Annotated in this window: 11 protein-coding genes and 1 pseudogene; 8 read left to right on the top strand and 4 right to left on the bottom strand. The window is 70.5% G+C overall.

What is annotated here, in order from left to right:
* Window positions 1–58 precede the first annotated feature (58 nt).
* The 5 genes and pseudogenes from HF995_RS02255 to HF995_RS02240 form a co-directional block, all read left to right on the top strand.
* A pseudogene (locus HF995_RS02255) lies at window positions 59–2,236 on the top strand (5'-nucleotidase C-terminal domain-containing protein); the annotation flags it as partial.
* The gene (locus HF995_RS13710; RefSeq protein ID WP_350308762.1) at window positions 2,237–2,503 is read left to right on the top strand and encodes an Ig-like domain-containing protein; all 267 of its coding nucleotides are present in this window, start codon (window positions 2,237–2,239) and stop codon (window positions 2,501–2,503) included.
* A gap of 464 nt (window positions 2,504–2,967) precedes the next feature.
* The gene (locus tag HF995_RS02250; protein ID WP_168446183.1) at window positions 2,968–8,550 is read left to right on the top strand and encodes an ExeM/NucH family extracellular endonuclease; all 5,583 of its coding nucleotides are present in this window, start codon (window positions 2,968–2,970) and stop codon (window positions 8,548–8,550) included.
* A 118-nt stretch (window positions 8,551–8,668) separates the two neighbouring features.
* Window positions 8,669–9,478 (top strand): exodeoxyribonuclease III, encoded by an 810-nt coding sequence (locus tag HF995_RS02245; protein ID WP_168446182.1) that lies wholly within the window; start codon window positions 8,669–8,671, stop codon window positions 9,476–9,478.
* A gap of 128 nt (window positions 9,479–9,606) precedes the next feature.
* Window positions 9,607–10,734, top strand: coding sequence for an Mrp/NBP35 family ATP-binding protein (locus tag HF995_RS02240; RefSeq protein WP_168446181.1), 1,128 nt, complete (start codon window positions 9,607–9,609; stop codon window positions 10,732–10,734).
* Window positions 10,735–10,836: 102 nt separating this feature from the next.
* On the opposite strand, the gene HF995_RS02235 is transcribed toward HF995_RS02240, so the two are convergent.
* Window positions 10,837–11,394, bottom strand: a complete 558-nt coding sequence (locus HF995_RS02235; RefSeq protein WP_168446180.1) for a DUF1003 domain-containing protein — start codon at window positions 11,392–11,394, stop codon at window positions 10,837–10,839.
* On the bottom strand, window positions 11,387–12,670 hold the full coding sequence (locus HF995_RS02230; RefSeq protein ID WP_350308699.1) for a magnesium transporter MgtE N-terminal domain-containing protein: 1,284 nt from the start codon (window positions 12,668–12,670) through the stop codon (window positions 11,387–11,389). The genes HF995_RS02235 and HF995_RS02230 overlap by 8 nt, the downstream gene beginning before the upstream one ends.
* 91 nt (window positions 12,671–12,761) lie before the next feature.
* On the opposite strand from HF995_RS02230, the gene HF995_RS02225 reads away from it, so the two are divergent.
* Complete coding sequence (locus tag HF995_RS02225) at window positions 12,762–13,490, top strand: YflT domain-containing protein (RefSeq protein WP_210727057.1); 729 nt, start codon at window positions 12,762–12,764, stop codon at window positions 13,488–13,490.
* Between the two features lie 93 nt (window positions 13,491–13,583).
* Here HF995_RS02225 and HF995_RS02220 read toward each other — a convergent pair whose 3' ends face one another.
* Window positions 13,584–15,122, bottom strand: a complete 1,539-nt coding sequence (locus HF995_RS02220) for an aminopeptidase P family protein (RefSeq protein WP_168446178.1) — start codon at window positions 15,120–15,122, stop codon at window positions 13,584–13,586.
* A gap of 79 nt (window positions 15,123–15,201) precedes the next feature.
* Here HF995_RS02220 and HF995_RS02215 point away from each other — a divergent pair, with 79 nt between their 5' ends.
* Window positions 15,202–16,071: a PHP domain-containing protein gene (locus tag HF995_RS02215; protein ID WP_168446177.1), complete on the top strand. Its 870-nt coding sequence runs from the start codon at window positions 15,202–15,204 to the stop codon at window positions 16,069–16,071.
* A complete protein-coding gene (locus tag HF995_RS02210; RefSeq protein ID WP_168446176.1) occupies window positions 16,068–16,688 on the top strand; it encodes a MarC family protein in 621 nt (206 codons plus the stop codon). Before HF995_RS02215 ends, HF995_RS02210 begins: the two co-directional genes overlap by 4 nt.
* Window positions 16,689–16,824: 136 nt before the next feature.
* On the opposite strand, the gene HF995_RS02205 is transcribed toward HF995_RS02210, so the two are convergent.
* Window positions 16,825–18,438 (bottom strand): DEAD/DEAH box helicase, encoded by a 1,614-nt coding sequence (locus tag HF995_RS02205; RefSeq protein ID WP_168446175.1) that lies wholly within the window; start codon window positions 18,436–18,438, stop codon window positions 16,825–16,827.
* Between the last annotated feature and the right edge of the window lie 264 nt (window positions 18,439–18,702).

Below are 18,702 nucleotides of genomic sequence, written 5' to 3'. Positions count from 1 at the left end.
GCTCGTCGCAGCTGCCGCTGCTTGCTCACTGGTCGGAGCGACGCTCGTGACGGCAGGGACCGCCTCAGCTCTTCCGATCACCTCCATCACCCTGCTCAACATCAACGACTTCCACGGGCGCATCGAGAAGGACAAGACCGTCCAGGTCGCCGGCACCATCGAGAAGGAGCGCGCTGACGCCGGCGAGGCCAACACGCTGCTGCTCTCCGCCGGCGACAACATCGGCGCCTCGCTCTTCGAGTCGGCGTACGCCGACGACAAGCCGACGATCGACGTGCTCAACGCTCTCGACCTCTCCGCCTCCGCCGTCGGCAACCACGAGCTCGACAAGGGCATCACCGACCTCTACGGGCGCGTCGCCGACGCCGCCGACTTCCCGTACCTCGCCGCGAACATCTACCTCAAGGGCACCGCCACACCGGTGCTGAACGAGTATGCGCTCCGCACGGTGGGCGGCCTGACCGTCGGCATCATCGGTGCCGTCACGCAGGAGACCCCGGCGCTCGTCACCCCGTCGGGCATCGCCAACCTCACGTTCGGGGACCCGGTCGCCGCGGTCAACCGTGTCGCGGGCGACCTCTCGGACGGCAACCCCGCCAACGGCGAGGCTGACATCATCGTGGCCGAGTACCACGAGGGCGCAGGGGCCGGCACCGTGGAGGGTGCCACGCTCGCCCAGGAGGTCGCGGCTGGTGGCGCGTTCGCCAGCATCGTCGCTGGCACGTCGGCCCAGGTGGACGTCATCTTCACGGGCCACACCCACAAGCAGTACGCCTGGGACGCCCCCGTCCCCGGGCAGTCTGGCAAGACCCGCCCGATCGTCCAGACGGGCTCCTACGGTGAGAACATCGGCAAGGTCGTCCTGACCGTCGACGGCACGGACGTCACCGCTGCGGTCGCGTCCAACGTCAAGCGCTCGACGGCGGACCCGGCGACGCTCGTCGCGACGTACCCGCGCGTCGCCGAGGTCAAGACCCTCACGGACGCCGCGATCGCCGCGGCGAAGACCGCGGGTGACGTCAAGGTCGGTTCCGTGACCGCTGACATCACGACGGCGTTCGCTCCGAACGCGTCCGGCACGCCGGTGCGCGACGACCGCGCGTCCGAGTCGACGCTCGGCAACCTCGTCGCTGACGCGCTCCAGGAGTCGCTGGCGGCCACGGCAGCTGGCGCGGACTTCGGTGTCGTGAACCCGGGCGGCCTGCGCGGCGAGCTGCTCTACGCGCCCGACGGCAGCATCACGTACAGCGAGGCGAACGCGGTCCTCCCGTTCGTGAACAACCTGTGGTCGACGACCCTCACGGGTGCTCAGGTCAAGACGATGCTCGAGCAGCAGTGGCAGACCAACGCGGACGGCACGGTGCCTTCGCGCCCGTACCTACAGCTCGGGCTGTCGAAGAACGTCTCGTACACGTACGACGCCGCCCGCGCCGCGGGTGACCGCATCACGTCGATCACGATCAACGGCAAGCAGGTGAAGGCCACCGACGAGTACCGCGTCGGGACGTTCTCCTTCCTCGCGACCGGTGGCGACAACTTCCGCGTGTTCACCTCGGGCAAGAACACGGTCGACTCCGGCCTCGTCGACCGCGACGCGTGGGTCGCCTACCTCAAGGCGCACCCGGGCCTGGCCCCGTCGTTCGCACGTCGCGCCGTCGCGGTGTCGGGCAACCCGTCGACCGCCATGGTGGGTTCCGCGCTCTCGATCAACGTGTCGAAGCTCGACCTCACGAGCCTGGGCTCGCCGAAGAACACGTCGCTGACCGCCACGTTCACCGGCGGCTCGCTGCCGCCCGCGGGTGTCGCGCTCGGGACGTTCCCTGTCACTGACGGTGCCACGACCGTCAAGGGGGCTGTCCCGGCGGCAGCCGCGGGCGCGACGGCCCTGACCCTCGAGGCCGCGCCGTCGGGCACGACCGTCGTCCTGCCGCTCACGGGTACGGCCGTCTCGGCGGTCACTGTCAAGGGCAAGCTCAACAAGACCGGAGGCTCCTACGGCAAGCCGGCCAAGGTCTCGGTGACCGTCACGGGTGCCACCGCCGCTCCGTCCGGCAAGGTCGAGATCCGCGAGGGCTCCAAGGTGCTCGTCTCCAAGAAGCTCTCCGTCAAGGGCAAGGTCGGCACCGCGAAGCTCACGCTGCCCAAGCTCAAGGTGGGCTCGCACAAGCTGACCGTGTACTACCCGGGTTCGGAGACCACCAAGGCTGCGAAGTCCTCGAAGCTCACGTATACGGTCGTGAAGTCCGTGCCGTCCGTGAAGTTCCGGGTCTCGTCGCACGGTCGCACGGTCAAGGTGACCACGTCCGCCACCGGCGTCACGCCGAGCGGCAAGGTGACGGTGTACCGCGACGGCAGGGCGCTCAAGACCGCGACCCTCAAGAAGGGCAAGGCCACGGTCACGGTGAGCAAGACGTCGCGCGGCAACCACACGTACAAGGTGAGCTACAAGGGCTCGTCGACCGTGGCCGCGAGGAGCGCCACGGGCAGGATCCGTGTGAGCTGAGCTGACCCGCGCTCGTGGGGGAGGTGCCTCGACGACGGGGACCGGGCAGCAGCCTGGTCCCCGTCGTCGTGCGCGCTCGACATCGCCCTCACCTGCACAGACACGGGGCTTTCAGGTTCGTGCGCGCCGCCGTCGCCGTCCGCATGGTGAGAAATGCGGCTCATCCGGATGTCACGAGGTCATCACGATTGTGGCGCTCCTCGAGGCTCTCAGAGGGCTGCTCTCGAGCCCCGAGAGGGTCCGGGGCCACCGGACAACCCTCGTGAACCGCATGAGACAGCCAGAAAGTCGCGCCTCGTGTTTCTTCTGGGAACCATCTCGTTAACGCATGCGACCCCGGCCGGACACGTTCCCCCGATAGACCTTGCCCGTCCACACGTCGCGCGTGCCGCGTCGGACCGGCCACAGTAGGCCGGTCCGACGATACGCACGCGCAATGGAGCACGTGCAAGATTGGGGAACGCATGCAGCACAGAAAGAGGCTGGGGCGCGCCGTAGCGGCCGTCGCCAGCACCTCATTGATCGGCGTCTCGTTCGTCGCTACCGGGGGAGCGGCCCAGGCCGCGGTCTCGACGACGGCGCCGGTCATCATCAACGAGGTCTACGGCGGTGGCGGCAACTCTGGCGCCACCTACACGCACGACTACATCGAGCTCCTGAACGTCTCGGGGGCTCCCGTCGACCTGAACGGCTGGTCCGTCCAGTACGCCGCGGCGGCCGGCACGAGCTGGGGCGGCGTCATCCCGCTCTCGGGCTCCATCGCGCCGGGAGCCTTCTACCTCGTCGCTGGCGCCAGCGGTGCGAGCGGCAGCGCGCTGCCGGTCAGCCCGCAGGCGTCCGGCAACGTGAACCTCTCGGGCACGAACGGAAACGTCGCGCTCGTCAGCCGCGCCACCTCCCTCACCTGCGCTACGGCGGCGTGTGCGACAGACCCCGCGGTCGTCGACCTCGTCGGCTTCGGTAGCGGGGCCGCCTTCGCAGGGACGGCAGCTCCCGCGCCGAGCAACACGAGCTCGGTCGCGCGCAAGGTCGTCGACGGTACGCCGGTCAACACGGCGGACAACGGCGCGGACTTCGCTGCCACGGGTACGCAGACCCCCGGCGCGGCCAACCCGGGGTACGTCCCGCCTGCGCCAGCGGTCGACAAGACGATCGCCGAGATCCAGGGCACCGGCACGGAGTCTCCGATCAAGGGCACGGTCGTGCGCACGACCGGTGTCGTCACCGCGTCCTACAAGACCGGTGGCTTCAACGGCTTCGTCATCCAGACTCCCGGCGCAGACACCACGCCTGACGCGTCTGACGCCGTCTTCGTCTACCTCGGCAGCGGCAACAACCCGACCGTGAGCATCGGTGACCACGTCGTCGTCGAGGGCACGGTCGACGAGTTCGGCGGCCTGACCCAGATCACCACCACCAACGACAAGGTGGCGGTCGACCTGGCCGGTACGGGCACCGCCACCGTCGTCGAGGGTCCCTGGCCGACGACCGACGTCGCGCGCGAGAAGCTCGAGAGCATGCTCCTCAAGCCGACCGGCCCCTTCACCGTCTCCAACACGTACTCCACGAACCAGTACGGCGAGGTCGGGCTCGCGTCCGGCACCAAGCCGCTGATCCAGTGGACCGACGTCGCGCGCCCCAGCACGCCGGAGGCTGACGCCGTCAAGGCGGACAACGCCGCCCGCGGCGTGACGCTCGACGACGGCGCGACGACGAACTACCTCGCCGCGGCGAACCAGTCGTCGGTGCCCCCGTTCGTCTCGCAGACCAACCCGGTCCGCGTGGGCGCCCCGGTGACGTTCAGCGAGCCGGTCGTCGTGGACTACCGAAACGGCACGTGGAAGCTCAACCCCACGAGCCAGCTGCTCGCGGGTGCTGAGGGCGACCTCGTCACGATCGAGAACACGCGGACGGCCGCGCCTGACGCCGCCCGTCTGGGCGACGGCGACATCAAGCTCGCGTCGTTCAACGTGCTCAACTACTTCACGACCCTCGGTGCCAACATCCCTGGCTGCAGCTCCTACAACGACCGCGCAGGCAACGGCATCACCGTGAACACGTGCACGGGCAACGGCCCGCGCGGTGCGTGGGACGCGGCCTCGCTCGCGCGTCAGCAGGCGAAGATCGTGTCGGCGATCAACACGATGGACGCCGACGTCATCGGCCTCCTCGAGATCGAGAACTCGGCCAAGCTCGGCGAGACCGCCGACGAGGCGACGGCGACGCTCGTCGACGCCCTCAACGCGGCCGACCCGTCGAAGTCGTGGGACTACGTGCGCTCGTCGCTCGACCTCCCGGTCGTCGCGCAGCAGGACGTCATCTCCAACGCGATCATCTACCAGTCCGACGTGGTCGAGCCGGTCGGTCCCTCGCGGGCCCTCGGCGACCAGAGCGCGACCGGCCAGCCGTTCGTGAACGCTCGCGAGCCGCTCGCGCAGGCGTTCACCTCGGTCGACGGCGGCGAGCCGTTCCTGCTCGTCGTCAACCACTTCAAGTCGAAGGGCTCTGCGGGTCCGCTCGCCGGAGACGCAGACACGGGTGACGGCCAGGGCGCGTCGAACGCGTCGCGCGTCGCGCAGGCGACCGCGCTGAAGAACTGGGTCCCGAAGGTTCTCGTGGACCTGTCCTACGGCGGTGTCGCCGTCGACGACGTCGCACTCGTCGGCGACTTCAACTCGTACTCGCAGGAAGACCCGCTGCAGGTGCTCTACAGCGCCGGGTACAAGAACGCGGACAAGCAGTTCAACGGGGACGAGCTGTTCTCCTACAGCTTCTCCGGGCTGTCTGGCTCGCTCGACCACGTGCTGCTGAACGACTCGTTCCTCGCGCGCAGCACGGGTGCCGACGTCTGGAACATCAACTCGGGCGAGACCATCGCGTTCGAGTACTCGCGGTACAACTCCCACGGTGAGACCTTCCACGAGGCCACCCCGTACCGCTCCAGCGACCACGACCCGGTCATCGTCGCGTTCGATGAGGGCACCGCGACCGCACCGACCACCAAGCCTCTCAACCTGCTCAACATCAACGACTTCCACGGCCGCATCGACGGCGACACGGTGAAGTTCGCGGGCACGATCGAGAAGCTGCGTTCCGAGGCGGGCGAGAGCAACACCCTGTTCCTCTCGAACGGCGACAACATCGGCGCCTCGCTGTTCGCGTCGTCGTCCGCTCTCGACAAGCCCACGATCGACGTGCTCGACGCGCTCGACCTGAAGGCTTCGGGTGTCGGCAACCACGAGTTCGACCAGGGGCTCTCTGACCTGACCGGTCGGGTCGCGGACGAGGCGGACTTCCCGTACCTCGCTGCCAACGTGTACGAGAAGGGCACCACGACCCCGGCGCTCGACGAGTACGCGATCGTCGACGTCGACGGCGTCCAGGTCGGCGTCATCGGCGCGGTGACGGAGGAGACCCCGTCGCTCGTGACCCCGGGCGGCATCGCCACCGTGGAGTTCGGCAACCCGGTCGAGGCCGTCAACAGGGTCGCGGCCCGGCTCACCGACGGCGACCCGTCGAACGGTGAGGCTGACGTGATCGTCGCCCAGTACCACGAGGGCGCCGGCTTCGGCACCCCCGAGGGTGCGACGCTCGCGCAGGAGATCGCTGCAGGCGGTGCCTTCGCCGAGATCGTGACGGACACGTCCGCCGCGGTCGACGTGATCTTCACGGGCCACACCCACAAGGAGTACGTCTGGTCCGGCCCGGTCCCCGGTGACCCGACCGCGTCCCGTCCGATCGTCCAGACCGGGTCGTACGGCGCGAACATCGGCCAGGTCCAGCTCGAGATCGACCCGGTCACGAAGGACGTCGTGGGCTCGAAGGCGCGCAACGTCAAGCGCACGACGACGGCCAACGCGCCGCTCGTCGCGGCGTTCCCCCGCGTCGCCGAGGTGAGCGCGATCGTCGACGCGGCGATCGCCGAGGCGAACGTCAAGGGCTCGGTCAAGGTCGGCACGATCACCGCCGACATCACGTCCGCGTTCGCGGGCGGGTCCTACGTCGACGGCAAGTACGTCGGCTCCGCGCCGGGCACCACGACGGGCCGCGACGACCGCGCCTCGGAGTCGGCGCTCGGCAACCTCGTCGCCAACTCGCTGCGCGACACGCTCGCCGCCCACCAGGCCGGCGCCGACTTCGGCGTCGTCAACCCGGGCGGCCTGCGCGCCGAGCTCCTCTACGCGAAGAGCGGCGCCGAGACCGAGAACGGGATCGTCACGTTCGCCGAAGCGAACGCGGTCCTGCCGTTCCTCAACAACCTGTGGTCCACGACCCTCACGGGCGCGCAGGTCAAGACGATGCTCGAGCAGCAGTGGCAGACCGACGCGAACGGGAACGTCCCGTCGCGGTCCTACCTGCAGCTCGGCCTCTCGGACAACGTCACGTACACGTACGACGAGACCCGTCCCGCCGGCGACCGCATCACCTCGGTGACGATCAACGGCGCGCTGGTCACCCCGGACGACACGTTCCGGGTGGGCACGTTCTCCTTCCTCGCCGAGGGTGGGGACAACTTCCGGGTCTTCAAGAACGGGACCGGCACGGTCGACACGGGTCTCATCGACCGTGACGCGTGGATGGCTTACCTGAGCGACGAGGACAACCAGGGCCTGACGCCGAGCTTCGCCCGGTCGCACGCGAAGGTCGTGGGCAACCCCGCGTCGGTCGCGGTCGGCTCGGACCTCTCCTTCGAGGTCTCGAAGCTCGACATGACGAGCCTCGGCTCGCCGCTCAACACGACGGTCACGGCGACGTTCTCGGGCGGGTCCCTCCCGGCCGAGGGTGTCAAGCTCGGTGACTTCACGGTCACGGGCGGCGCCGTCACCGTGGCGGGCACGGTCCCGACCGCGGCCCAGGGCGCGACGACGCTCACGCTCGTCGCGGCGCCGTCGGGCACGACCGTGAGCATCCCGCTCACGGTCACCGCCCGCGTCGCGGTCGCCACGACGACGACGCTCGCTGTCACGGGCAACGCTGTCGCCGGTGAGCCGCTCACCCTGACGGCGTCGGTCGCTCCTGCGGCTGCCGGCACGGTGACCTTCCGGGACGGCTCGACCGTCCTGGGGACCGCGAACGTCGCGGCGGGCAAGGCTTCGATCAAGAAGGCCCTCGCAGCCGGCTCGCACAGCCTCACCGCGCAGTTCGTGCCGACGGACGCCGCGGCGTTCACCGGCTCGACGTCGGCAGCCGTGGCTGTCACGGTCAAGGCCCCTGCGGTCCGCACGACGACGAGGCTCGCCGTCACCGGCAAGGCCGTCGCGGGCGAGCCGCTCACCCTGACGGCGTCGGTCGCTCCTGCGGCTGCCGGCACGGTGACCTTCCGGGACGGCTCGACCGTCCTGGGGACCGCGAAGGTCACGGGGGGCAAGGCTTCGATCAAGAAGGCTCTCTCGGCCGGGTCTCACGGTCTCACCGCGCAGTTTGTGCCGGCGGACGCCAAGGCGTTCAGCGGCTCGACGTCGGCCACGGTGTCGGTGAAGGTCGCCAAGTCTGGGACCACGATCGCGGCGAAGCTCTCCAAGAAGAAGGCTGCCTACGGCAGCCCGTCGACCGTGACCGTCACGGTCAAGGGCAAGTCGGCCAAGCCCTCGGGCAAGGTCACCGTCTACGAGGGCCGCAAGTCGATCGCCTCGGGGACCCTCAAGGTCAACGGGAACACCGGCAAGGTCACCATCACGCTCCCGAAGAACCTCTCGATCGGGAAGCACACGCTGACGGTGAAGTACTCGGGCAACGCGAACACCGAGGCCGCCAGCACCGCGAAGCTCGCCTACGAGGTCGTGAAGGCCACGGCCAAGGTCACGGTGTCGGTGAAGAACGCTGGTCGAACGGTCAGCATCACCGTCACGGCCCCGGGCACCAAGCCCTCGGGCCGGGTGACCCTGGCGGTCGACGGACGCTCCGGCAAGGCCGTGTCTCTGAAGAACGGCAAGGCCACCGTCAAGCTGGGTGCGCTCCGCACGGGCAAGCACACCTACACGGTGACCTACTCGGGCTCGTCCAACGTCAACAAGACGTCGACGACGACCAGGGTGAACGTGAAGTGACCTTCCTCGTGAAGTGATCGACACGGCGTGACACGCAGGGCCGGGTGGGCGACCACCCGGCCCTGCGTGCGTCCGCGACCTGGCCGCGGGTCGTCGCGTGTCAGGGGGATGAGGGAGGATGTGGACCGTGAAGATCACCACCGTGAACGTGAACGGGATCCGCGCCGCACACCGCAAGGGCATGCCTGCGTGGCTCGCGTCCGAGCAGCCTGACGTCCTCCTCCTGCAGGAGGTCCGCGCGACCGACGAGATCGTCGCCGAGCTGCTCGGGGAGGACTGGCACATCGTCCACCAGGCCTGCGACATCAAGGGTCGGGCCGGCGTGGCGATCGCGTCGCGCCTGCCCTTCGACGCCGTGCGCGTCGGCCTGGGCAACGGCGAGCCTGAGGTTGACGTCGACACGGGGCGCTGGGTCGAGGCTGACGTCGCTCTCCCCGCGGGCGGTCACGTGACCGTGGTCTCCGCGTACATCCACTCGGGCACGGCGGGCACGCCCAAGATGGACCAGAAGTACGCCCACCTGGAGAAGGTGACGGCTCGCATGCGCGAGCTCGCTGCCGCGGGTGGCCGGACGGTCGTCGCGGGCGACCTCAACATCGCGCACCGCGAGGTGGACATCAAGAACTGGAAGGGCAACCTGAAGTCCGCAGGTTTCCTGCCCGAGGAGCGTGCCTACCTCGACCTCTGGTACGACGAGCTCGGCTTCGCAGACCTCGGCCGGCGGTTCGGCGGGGACGGCCCCGGGCCGTACACGTGGTGGTCCAACCGGGGCAAGGCATTCGACAACGACTCCGGCTGGCGCATCGACTACCAGCTCGCCACCCCGGAGCTCGCGGAGGCCGCACGGTCGGTCGCGATCTGGCGCGCGCCGTCGTGGGACACCCGGTGGAGCGACCACGCACCTGTCACCGTCGAGTACGAGATCTAGACCGCGCCCGCAGAGCGACCCCGGTGGCACGAGGAGCATGCCGGCTGGCGATCCCTGCGGGTGTCCCGGCACGCGGGAAGGGACCCCCGGCCCGAGGAGCACGACCGCCCGCTGCCTAGGATGAACACATGACTCTCCCCACGACCGAGTCGGTCCGCGCTGCCCTCGACAACGTCATCGACCCGGAGATCCGTCGCCCCATCACCGAGCTCGGGATGGTCCGCGAGATCGAGCTCCTCCCCGACGGCGGCGTGCGCGCGCACATCGACCTGACGACTGCGGGCTGCCCGCTCAAGGCGACGATCATCACCGAGGTGACCGAGGCCGTCTCCCGCGTCGACGGAGTCACGGCGGTCCAGGTCGAGATGGGGGTCATGAGCCCCGAGCAGCGGGTCCGGCTCAAGAAGCAGCTTCGCGGCGGCGAGGGGGACCCCGTCATCCCGTTCGCCCAGCCGGGCAACCTCACCAAGGTCTTCGCGATCGCGTCCGGCAAGGGCGGCGTCGGCAAGTCCTCTCTCACCGCGAACCTCGCGGTCGCGATGGCACGTGACGGCCTGCGTGTCGGCGTCGTCGACGCCGACATCTACGGCTTCTCGATCCCTGGCATGCTCGGCGCGCGCAGCATGCCGACCAAGGTCGACGACATGCTGCTGCCGCCGATCGCCCACGACGTCAAGGTCGTGTCGATCGGCATGTTCGTCGAGCCCGGACAGCCGGTCGTCTGGCGTGGGCCGATGCTGCACCGTGCGCTTCAGCAGTTCCTCGGCGACGTGTTCTGGGGCGACCTGGACGTCCTTCTCCTCGACCTCCCCCCCGGCACGGGAGACATCGCGATCTCGGTCGCCCAGCTCCTGCCCGGCTCCGAGATCCTCGTCGTCACGACGCCGCAGCAGGCGGCCGCCGAGGTCGCGGAGCGCGCCGGCTCGATCGCGCGACAGACCCAGCAGGGGGTCGTCGGCGTCGTCGAGAACATGTCGTGGCTCGTGCAGCCCGACGGCTCGCGGCTCGAGGTGTTCGGCTCCGGCGGTGGCGAGCAGGTCGCTGCGTCGCTCAGCACGAGGCTCGGCACGCCCGTCCCGCTCGTGGGCCAGGTCCCGCTCGACATCGCGCTGCGCGAAGCCGGCGACACCGGCGTGCCGGTCGTGCTCTCGGCACCCGACTCCGACGCGGCACGTGCCCTCGTCGCCATCTCGCGGGCGCTCGTCAGCAAGGAGCGCGGCCTCGCGGGCCGCAAGCTGAGCATCACCCCGCTCTGAACCGCACCACCGGGTCTCGGTGGCGCCGATAGCCCGTACGCACACGTGGGGTGTGCACGTCGGCTACCGGTGCGGCCGGTGCGGGGCAGGCGCAGGGGCAGGTCAGGCTGAGGGTGGCTCGCTGTCGCGCTCTGCCACCAGCTCTGTCTCGCGGTCGGCCTCCCGTTCGGCCTCCCGCTCCGCGGCCATCTCCTCGAGCAGGTTCCGCAGCTCCGACCGCACGAAGTCGCGCGTCGCGACCTCACCGAGGGCGATGCGTAGAGCCGCCATCTCCCGAGCGAGGAACTCCGTGTCCGCAAGGTTCCGCTCGGCCCGCCGCCGGTCCTGCTCGGCCGACACGCGGTCGCGGTCGTCCTGCCGGTTCTGCGCGAGCAGGATCAGCGGCGCCGAGTAGGAGGCCTGCAACGACAGCATGAGCGTCAGAAGCGTGAAGCCGAACTCCTTGCTGTCGAACCGCCCACCGACAGGCCCCCAGGTGTTCCAGATCAGCCACGCCGCACAGAACACCGTCATGTACAGCAGGAACCGGGGCGTGCCCATGAACCGGGCGATGCCCTCGGACAGGCGGCCGAACCGGTCGTTGCCAGGCTTCCGCTCCGGCAGGAATCGCGCCCGGAAGCCGCGGCGCGCAGCCTTCGGCTGGTCGATGCGCTCAGCCATGCTGACCACCGCCGCCCGCTACGTCGGGGACGTGGTCGTCCTCGCGCCAGTCTTCGGGCAGCATGTGGTCGAGCACGTCGTCGATGCTCACGGCACCGAGGAGACGCCTCTCGCCGTCGAGCACCGGGAGGGCGAGCAGGTTGTACGTCGCGAGCAGACGGGTGATCTGACCGAGTGGCGCCTGCGGCGACACGTGGTCGACCTCGTCGAGCACCGAGCCGAGCGACTCGTGCGGCGGCTCGCGCAGCATCCGCTGGAAATGCACCACGCCGAGGAACCGCCCCGTGGGCGTCTCGATCGGGGGCCGCACGACGAACACCATCGACGCGAGCGCGGGCGCGAGGTCCTGACGGCGGATGTGCGCCATCGCCGCGGCGATCGACGTCTCGGGGCCGAGGATCACCGGCTCGGTCGTCATCAGACCGCCGGCCGTGTAGTCGTCGTACGCGAGGAGGCGACGCACGTCGCGCGCATCCTCGGGCTGCATGAGCGCGAGCAGCTCGCTCGCGCGCGCGTCGGGCAGCTCGTGCAGGAGGTCGGCGGCGTCGTCCGGCTGCATGGCCTCGAGGACGTCGGCCGCGCGGCCCGGCTCGAGCGAGGAGAGGATCGCGACCTGGTCGTCCTCCGGGAGCTCCTCGAGGACGTCGGCGAGCCGCTCGTCGTCGAGCGCCTCGGCGACCTCGAGCCTGCGGTTGTCGGTGAGGTCGTGCAGCGCGTCGGCGAGGTCGGCGGGCTTGAGGTCCTCGTAGGCAGCGAGCAGCAGGCCCGCCCCCTGCTTCTGCTCGGCAGACGCGAGGGACGTGACGGCGCGGACGGCGACGACCTCGCCCTGGTTGCGACGTCGGATGCCGAGTGCCCCCTTCGAGGGGTTGTCCCGTCGCACGAAGAGGCGGTCGACGACCCAGTCGCCGCTGCGCTCGAGCTCGATCGACACGTCCTCGATGCGGGCCGTGCCCGAGCCGTCCGTGAACTCGACGACGCGGTCGAACAGCTCGCCGATGACGAGCGTCTCCATGCGTCGCTTCTCGAAGCGGCGCATGTTCACGAGGCCCGTCGAGATGACCTGGCCGGTGTCGATCGAGGTGACACGCGTGAAGGGGAGGAAGACGCGGCGCCGGCCGGGGACCTCGACGACGAGCCCGACGGCGCGCGGCGCACCCTTGGAGCGCATGAGCACGACGACGTCCCGGACGCGCCCGACCTTGTCCCCGAGAGGGTCGAAGACAAAGGTCTCGGCGAGCCGGGCGATGAACACTCTCGTTGCTGCGCCGCTCACGGTTCCCGATCCTAGTGCGCATCCACCGAACGGCCAGGCGGGCGCGCAGCGCGCGGGCAGCAAGAAGATCGCGGTGGGGCAGACTGGTGGCATGAGCCAGCCGAACCTCAACCGAGCTCCCCAGGCCGCCGTCACGATGCCGAAGGGTGACGCCGTCGCGGCCTTCACGGACTACGTCGACGCGCAGCGCGCCGTCGACTTGCTCTCTGACCAGGCGTTCCCGGTGCAGAACCTGTCGATCATCGGCGAGGGCCTCACGATGGTCGAGCGCGTGATGGGCCGGCTGACGACGGGGCGGGTCGCGGTCGGCGGCCTCGCGTCGGGCGCGTGGTTCGGCCTGTTCGTCGGTCTGCTCCTCGCGATGTTCGCCTCGGAGGACGTCGCGGCGACCGTCATCTCGGGTGTCGTGATCGGCGCGGGCTTCGGGCTCATGTTCGCCCTCATCTCCTATGCGGCGACGCGGGGCAAGCGGGACTTCACGTCGCAGTCGCAGATCGTCGCGACGCGCTACGTCGTGCTGTGCAGCGTCGAGAAGGCGAACGAGGCGCGCCGTCTTCTCGCGGAGGCGGGCATCCGGTCGACGGCGGCGGACACGCCGATCGCGCACGTCGCGGCTGCGCCGTCGGTACCTGTCGCGCCTCAGGCTCGCCCGACGCCGTCGCACATCTCGAGCCAGTACGTCACGTCCGACGGCCGGCCGCGGTACGGCGTCCGCACGCAGGACGCCGCGCCGAAGGGCGCAGACGCTCCGCCGGCGGTTCCGGGGGACGCACCGGCGGTGCAGGACGCGCGTCCCGACGGGGACACCCCCTCGGTCTGAGCGGGTCCCGGGACGCCGCCTGACGCGGCGGCAACCCTTCCTGAGCGCGCTGCAAGCGCGCAGCCGAGGCTGCGCGCCTGCAGACGTGTCGCGTCAGCGCACCGACGCCATCCACGCCTCGAGCTCGTCGGGCGTGCGGGGGAGCGCTGCCGTGAGGTTCTCGTTGCCGTCCGCTGTCACGAGCACGTCGTCCTCGATCCGCACGCCGATGCCGCGCAGCTCCTCGGGGACGAGCAGGTCGTCGCTCTTGAAGTAGAGCCCCGGCTCGATGGTGAAGACCATGCCGGGCTCGATGACGCCGTCGAGGTACATCTCGGCGCGGGCCTGGGCGCAGTCGTGCACGTCGATCCCGAGGTGGTGGGAGGTGCCGTGCACCATCCAGCGGCGGTGGTACTGCCCCTCGGGAGTGAGCGACTCCTCGGCCGTGACGCCCTCGGGCAGCAGGCCCCACTCCTCGAGCCGGGCCGCGATGACCTCCATCGCGGCGGCGTGCACGTCGCGGAAGCGGCGGCCGGGGACGGCGGCGGCGAACGCGGCGTCGGCCGCGTCGAGGACTGCCTCGTAGACCTTGCGCTGCGTCTCGGTGAACGTGCCGGAGACGGGCAGGGTGCGCGTGACGTCGGCCGTGTAGAGGGAGTCGACCTCGACGCCCGCGTCGAGGAGCAGCAGCTCGCCCTCGCGGACCTCCCCGTCGTTGCGCGTCCAGTGCAGCGTGGTCGCGTGCTCGCCTGCGGCCGCGATCGTGTCGTAGCCGACCTCGTTGCCCTCGATGCGGGCGTGCCCGTCGAACGTCGCCTCGACGACGCGCTCGCCGCGCGGACGCCCGACGGCGCGGGGGAGCGCGCGGACCACCTCGGCAAAGCCTGCGATCGACGCGGCGACAGCCTTGCGCATCTCGGCGATCTCGAACTCGTCCTTGACCAGACGCAGCTCGGAGACGGCCTCGACGAGCGCGGCGTCGGTCAGGCCCTCGGTCGTCTCGGCGGCGGCGTCCTCCTGGATGCCAGCCTGCTCGCGGATCGACTCGACGAGCGTCTCGACCGTCTCGTCGGCGCCGGTGACGACGAGCACCTGGACGTGCCCGGCGTCCTTCGCGACGCGGTCTGCGAGCTCGTCGACGTGCGCGGTCGTGATGCCGGTGAGCGCCTCGAGGTCCGCGAGGCTCGGCCGCGCACCGACCCAGAACTCGCCGTAGCGGGCGTCGGCGTAGAACTCGGTCGTGTTGCGCTCGGCGAGCGGGCGGAAGAACAGGACGGCGTCGTGCCCGCCGCCCTCGCGCGGGTCGAGGACGAGCACCGCGTCGGGCTCCTGGTCCGTGCCCAGGCCGGTGAGGTGTGCGAACGCCGAGTGCGGGCGGAACCGGTAGTCCGTGTCGTTGGAGCGGACCTTGAGGGTGCCTGCGGGGATGACGAGTCGCGCACCCGGGAAGCGCGCGGAGAGCGCCTCGCGCCGGTCTGCCGTGAAGTCGGCGACGGGCGCCCGCTCCGGGCGCGCGTCAGGCCGCGGCGCCCAGCCGGACCAGATGAAGCTGCGGAAAGCGTCCGACGACGGGCGCTGCGAACGGTTGGAGCCCCGCTCGGCGATCGACTGGTCCTCGTGCGTGTTCCCGGCGGGCGTGGTCTCGGAGCTCATCGTCATCCTCGTGTCGTGGTGTGCTGTGTCTCCTCCCATCGTCCCACCGTCCGCACGGCGGGGAAACGTAAGGTGGGGTGTGCGCATCGACCTCCACACCCACTCGACGGTGTCCGACGGGACGCAGACCCCGTCCGAGCTGGTGGCGACGGCGGCAGGCCGGGGCCCGGCCGGGGCCCTCGCCGACGGTCCGCTCGACGTCCTCGCGCTGACCGACCACGACACGACGGCGGGCTGGGACGAGGCCGCGCGTGCCGCCGTCGAGCACGGGATCACGCTCGTGCGCGGGACCGAGGTGAGCGCACGATCGGGCTCGGTGAACGTGCACCTGCTCAGCTACCTGCAGGATCCGGACGAGCCCGCGCTCGCCGAGCTCTTCACCAGGGTGCGGGTGTCGCGCGAGACGCGCGCGCAGCGGATGGTCGAGCTCCTCTCCGTGGACTTCCCGATCACGTGGGGCGGCGTTCTCGAGCAGACGGCGGTCGGCACGACGATCGGCCGTCCGCACCTCGCGGACGCGCTCGTCGCCGCCGGGGTGTTCTCGCACCGCGACGAGGCGTTCGCGCAGGTCCTAGGGCCGCGCTCGCGGTACTACGTGCACCACGAGGTGCCCGACGCCGTGCACGCGGTGGGCGCGATCCGTGCCGCGGGCGGGGTTCCCGTCTTCGCCCACCCGGGCGCTCAGATGCGGGGACGGATCGTCTCAGATGCTGTCGTCGAGGAGCTCGTGGCAGCCGGGCTGGCAGGCTTGGAGGTCGGCCATCGTGACCACGACCCTGCCCAGCGAGAGCGGTTGTCCCGGTTGGCGACGAGGCTCGGCCTCTTCATGACAGGGTCGAGCGACTATCACGGCACGGGCAAGACCAACCTGCTCGGCGAGAACACGACTGTGCGCGAGGTCTTCGAGGAGATCGAGCGCCGAGGGAGGAGCGCGGTGGTCCGGCCATGAGCGACCTGATCGACATCCGACTGGCCACCGAGGTCTTCATCACCCTCTTCGTCATCATGGACCCGCCCGGGACCGTGCCGCTGTTCCTCGCTCTGACGAGCACCATGACCGGCAAGGAGCGTCACCGCGCCGCCCGCCAGGCCGTGCTCGTCGCCGCGGGTGTGATCCTCGGCTTCGCCCTCTTCGGTCAGCAGCTGCTCGGGTACATGCACATCTCGCTGCCAGCGCTCCAGGCGTCGGGCGGCCTGCTCCTCCTGCTCGTCGCGATGGAGCTGCTCACCGGCAAGCTCGAGGACCCCGAAGCGCCCAAGGGCAACGTCAACGTCGCGATGGTGCCGCTCGGCACGCCGCTGCTCGCGGGACCGGGCGCGATCGTCGCCGCGATGCTCTTCGTGCAGCGGGTCGACGGGTCGGTCACCGACTGGGTCTCGGTCGCCATCGGCTTCGCCCTGGTCCTCCTGTCCCTGTGGGTCGCGATGCGCTTCGCGGGCGTCGTCATGAAGGTCCTCGGCGAGTCCGGCACGATCCTCGTCACGAGGATCGCAGGCCTCCTGCTCGCGGCGATCGCCGTGCAGCTCGTCGCCGACGCGGTCATCGCGTTCGTCCAGACGGCGTAGGGTCCAGACGGCGTAGGGGAGCCGGGCCCCGGCCCTGCGTGACGACTGCCGCCACGGCTGCGTACCCGTCACGACAGATCGCCCCCACCCACGCGCGAGCGCGTAGGTGGGGGCGATCTGCGACTGTCTCAGCGGGTCACGACTCGGTCGTGGTGCCCTCTGCGCCCTGGCCACCGCGGGTGCGGCGACGGTTGCGCGAGCGGCGCGGACGGTCGCTCGCAGGAGCTGCGTCGTCGGACGCCGGACGCTCCGCCCCGGACCCGGCCTTGGTTGCGCCCAGGTCGCGGCCCCCGTCACGCCGACCGCCCTCGCGAGCGCCGTCGCGACGTCGTCCGTCACGGCCGCCCTCGCTCCGGCCGCCGTCGCGACGCCCACCCTCGCGACCGCCGTCGCGCGTGCCGGCGCCACGCGAGGACGGGCGCTTGCCCGTCTCGCCGAGGTCCTCGAGGACCTCGCCCGCGAGGCCCTCGAGGACCTGCTTGCTCTTCGGCAGGCGGCCCTTCGTGCCCGCGGGGATGTTCAGGTCGGTGTAGAGGTGCTCGCTCGACGAGTACGTCTCGACAGGCTCCGGCACGCCGAGGCCGAGCGCCTTGTCGATGAGCGACCAGCGCGGGACGTCGTCCCAGTCGACGAACGTCACTGCGGTGCCCTTGTTGCCCGCGCGGCCGGTACGGCCGGTGCGGTGCAGGTACGTCTTCTCGTCCTCAGGGCACTGGTAGTTGACGACGTGCGTGACGTCGTCGACGTCGATGCCGCGAGCCGCGACGTCGGTCGCGACGAGGACGTCGATCTTGCCGTGACGGAAGGCGCGCAGCGCCTGCTCACGAGCGCCCTGGCCGAGGTCGCCGTGCAGCGAGCCCGCCGCGAAACCGCGCTCGGTGAGCTCGTCCGCGACCTTCGCCGCCGTGCGCTTGGTGCGGGCGAACACGATCGTGCGGCCGCGCCCCTCGGACTGCAGGATGCGCGCGAGCACCTCGACCTTGTCGAGCGCGTGTGCGCGGTACACGACCTGCTTGATGTCCTTCTTCGTCATGCCCTCGTCGTCCGGGTCGTTCGCCCGGATGTGCGTCGGCCGCGACATGTAGCGGCGCGCCATCGCGACGACGGCGCCCGGCATGGTCGCGGAGAAGAGCATCGTGTGACGCGAGGCCGGCGTCTTCGACAGGAGCGTCTCGACGTCGGGCAGGAAGCCCAGGTCGAGCATCTCGTCGGCCTCGTCAAGGACGACGCACTTGACGTGGCTGAGGTCCAGGTGGCCCTGCTTGACGAGGTCGATCATGCGCCCCGGCGTGCCGACGACGACGTCGACGCCGGTGCGCAGCGTCTCGATCTGCGGCTCGTACGCGCGGCCGCCGTAGAGCTGGATCACGCGGACGCTGCGCTTCGCGGACGCCGTGGCCAGGTCGCCCGCGACCTGGACCGCGAGCTCGCGCGTCGGCAGGACGACGAGCGCCTGCGGCTTGCCCGGGTGCTTGAGGTCCTCGTAGCCGTCCTCACCGGGAGCGACGACGCGGTGGAGGAGGGGGACGCCGAACCCGAGGGTCTTGCCCGTTCCCGTCTTCGCCTGGCCGATGATGTCGTGGCCCTGCATCGCGACCGGGAGAGTCATCGCCTGGATGGGGAACGGGTGGGTGATGCCGGCCGCGACGAGCGCGTCGACGATCTCCTGCTTGACGCCGAAGTCGCCGAAGGAGGGGTTCTGGTCCGACTGGACGCTCGAGGAGACGTCCGTCTGGTCGGTGGTGGTCACTGTGCCTCACGGGTGGTGAAGGGCGTGGTGGCGCGGCACCGGGGACGGGCGGGTGCGCTGCGCAGCGGTGCTGCGGCCAGCGGCGACGGGCAGTCACGGCGGTGCCGGCGCTGTCGCGCCGGAGGGCCGGAAGCCGATCGCGGAGATGCGGGGGTGCCGGGGCACGCGCCGAGGCGCGGGCGACGGGCAGCCAGGTCAGTTCACAGATAGTCGTGCGTCGAGACGACCGGGCATCCGATGTACAGGGGCAGCATATCGGACGGG

This window comes from Sanguibacter hominis ATCC BAA-789 (genome assembly GCF_012396185.1).
In the GTDB taxonomy this organism is placed as follows: domain Bacteria; phylum Actinomycetota; class Actinomycetes; order Actinomycetales; family Cellulomonadaceae; genus Flavimobilis; species Flavimobilis hominis.
Note: the sequence above shows the minus strand (reverse complement) of the source record. Positions and strands in the feature narration are given on the sequence as shown.

Coding starts and splice junctions, on each gene's coding strand:
- HF995_RS02225 (WP_210727057.1), top strand. CDS start 12,762: ATGAGCCAGCCGAACCTCAACCGAGCTCCCCAGGCCGCCGTCACGATG.
- HF995_RS02210 (WP_168446176.1), top strand. CDS start 16,068: ATGAGCGACCTGATCGACATCCGACTGGCCACCGAGGTCTTCATCACC.
- HF995_RS02240 (WP_168446181.1), top strand. CDS start 9,607: ATGACTCTCCCCACGACCGAGTCGGTCCGCGCTGCCCTCGACAACGTC.
- HF995_RS02220 (WP_168446178.1), bottom strand. CDS start 15,122: ATGAGCTCCGAGACCACGCCCGCCGGGAACACGCACGAGGACCAGTCG.
- HF995_RS02250 (WP_168446183.1), top strand. CDS start 2,968: ATGCAGCACAGAAAGAGGCTGGGGCGCGCCGTAGCGGCCGTCGCCAGC.
- HF995_RS02235 (WP_168446180.1), bottom strand. CDS start 11,394: ATGGCTGAGCGCATCGACCAGCCGAAGGCTGCGCGCCGCGGCTTCCGG.
- HF995_RS02245 (WP_168446182.1), top strand. CDS start 8,669: ATGTGGACCGTGAAGATCACCACCGTGAACGTGAACGGGATCCGCGCC.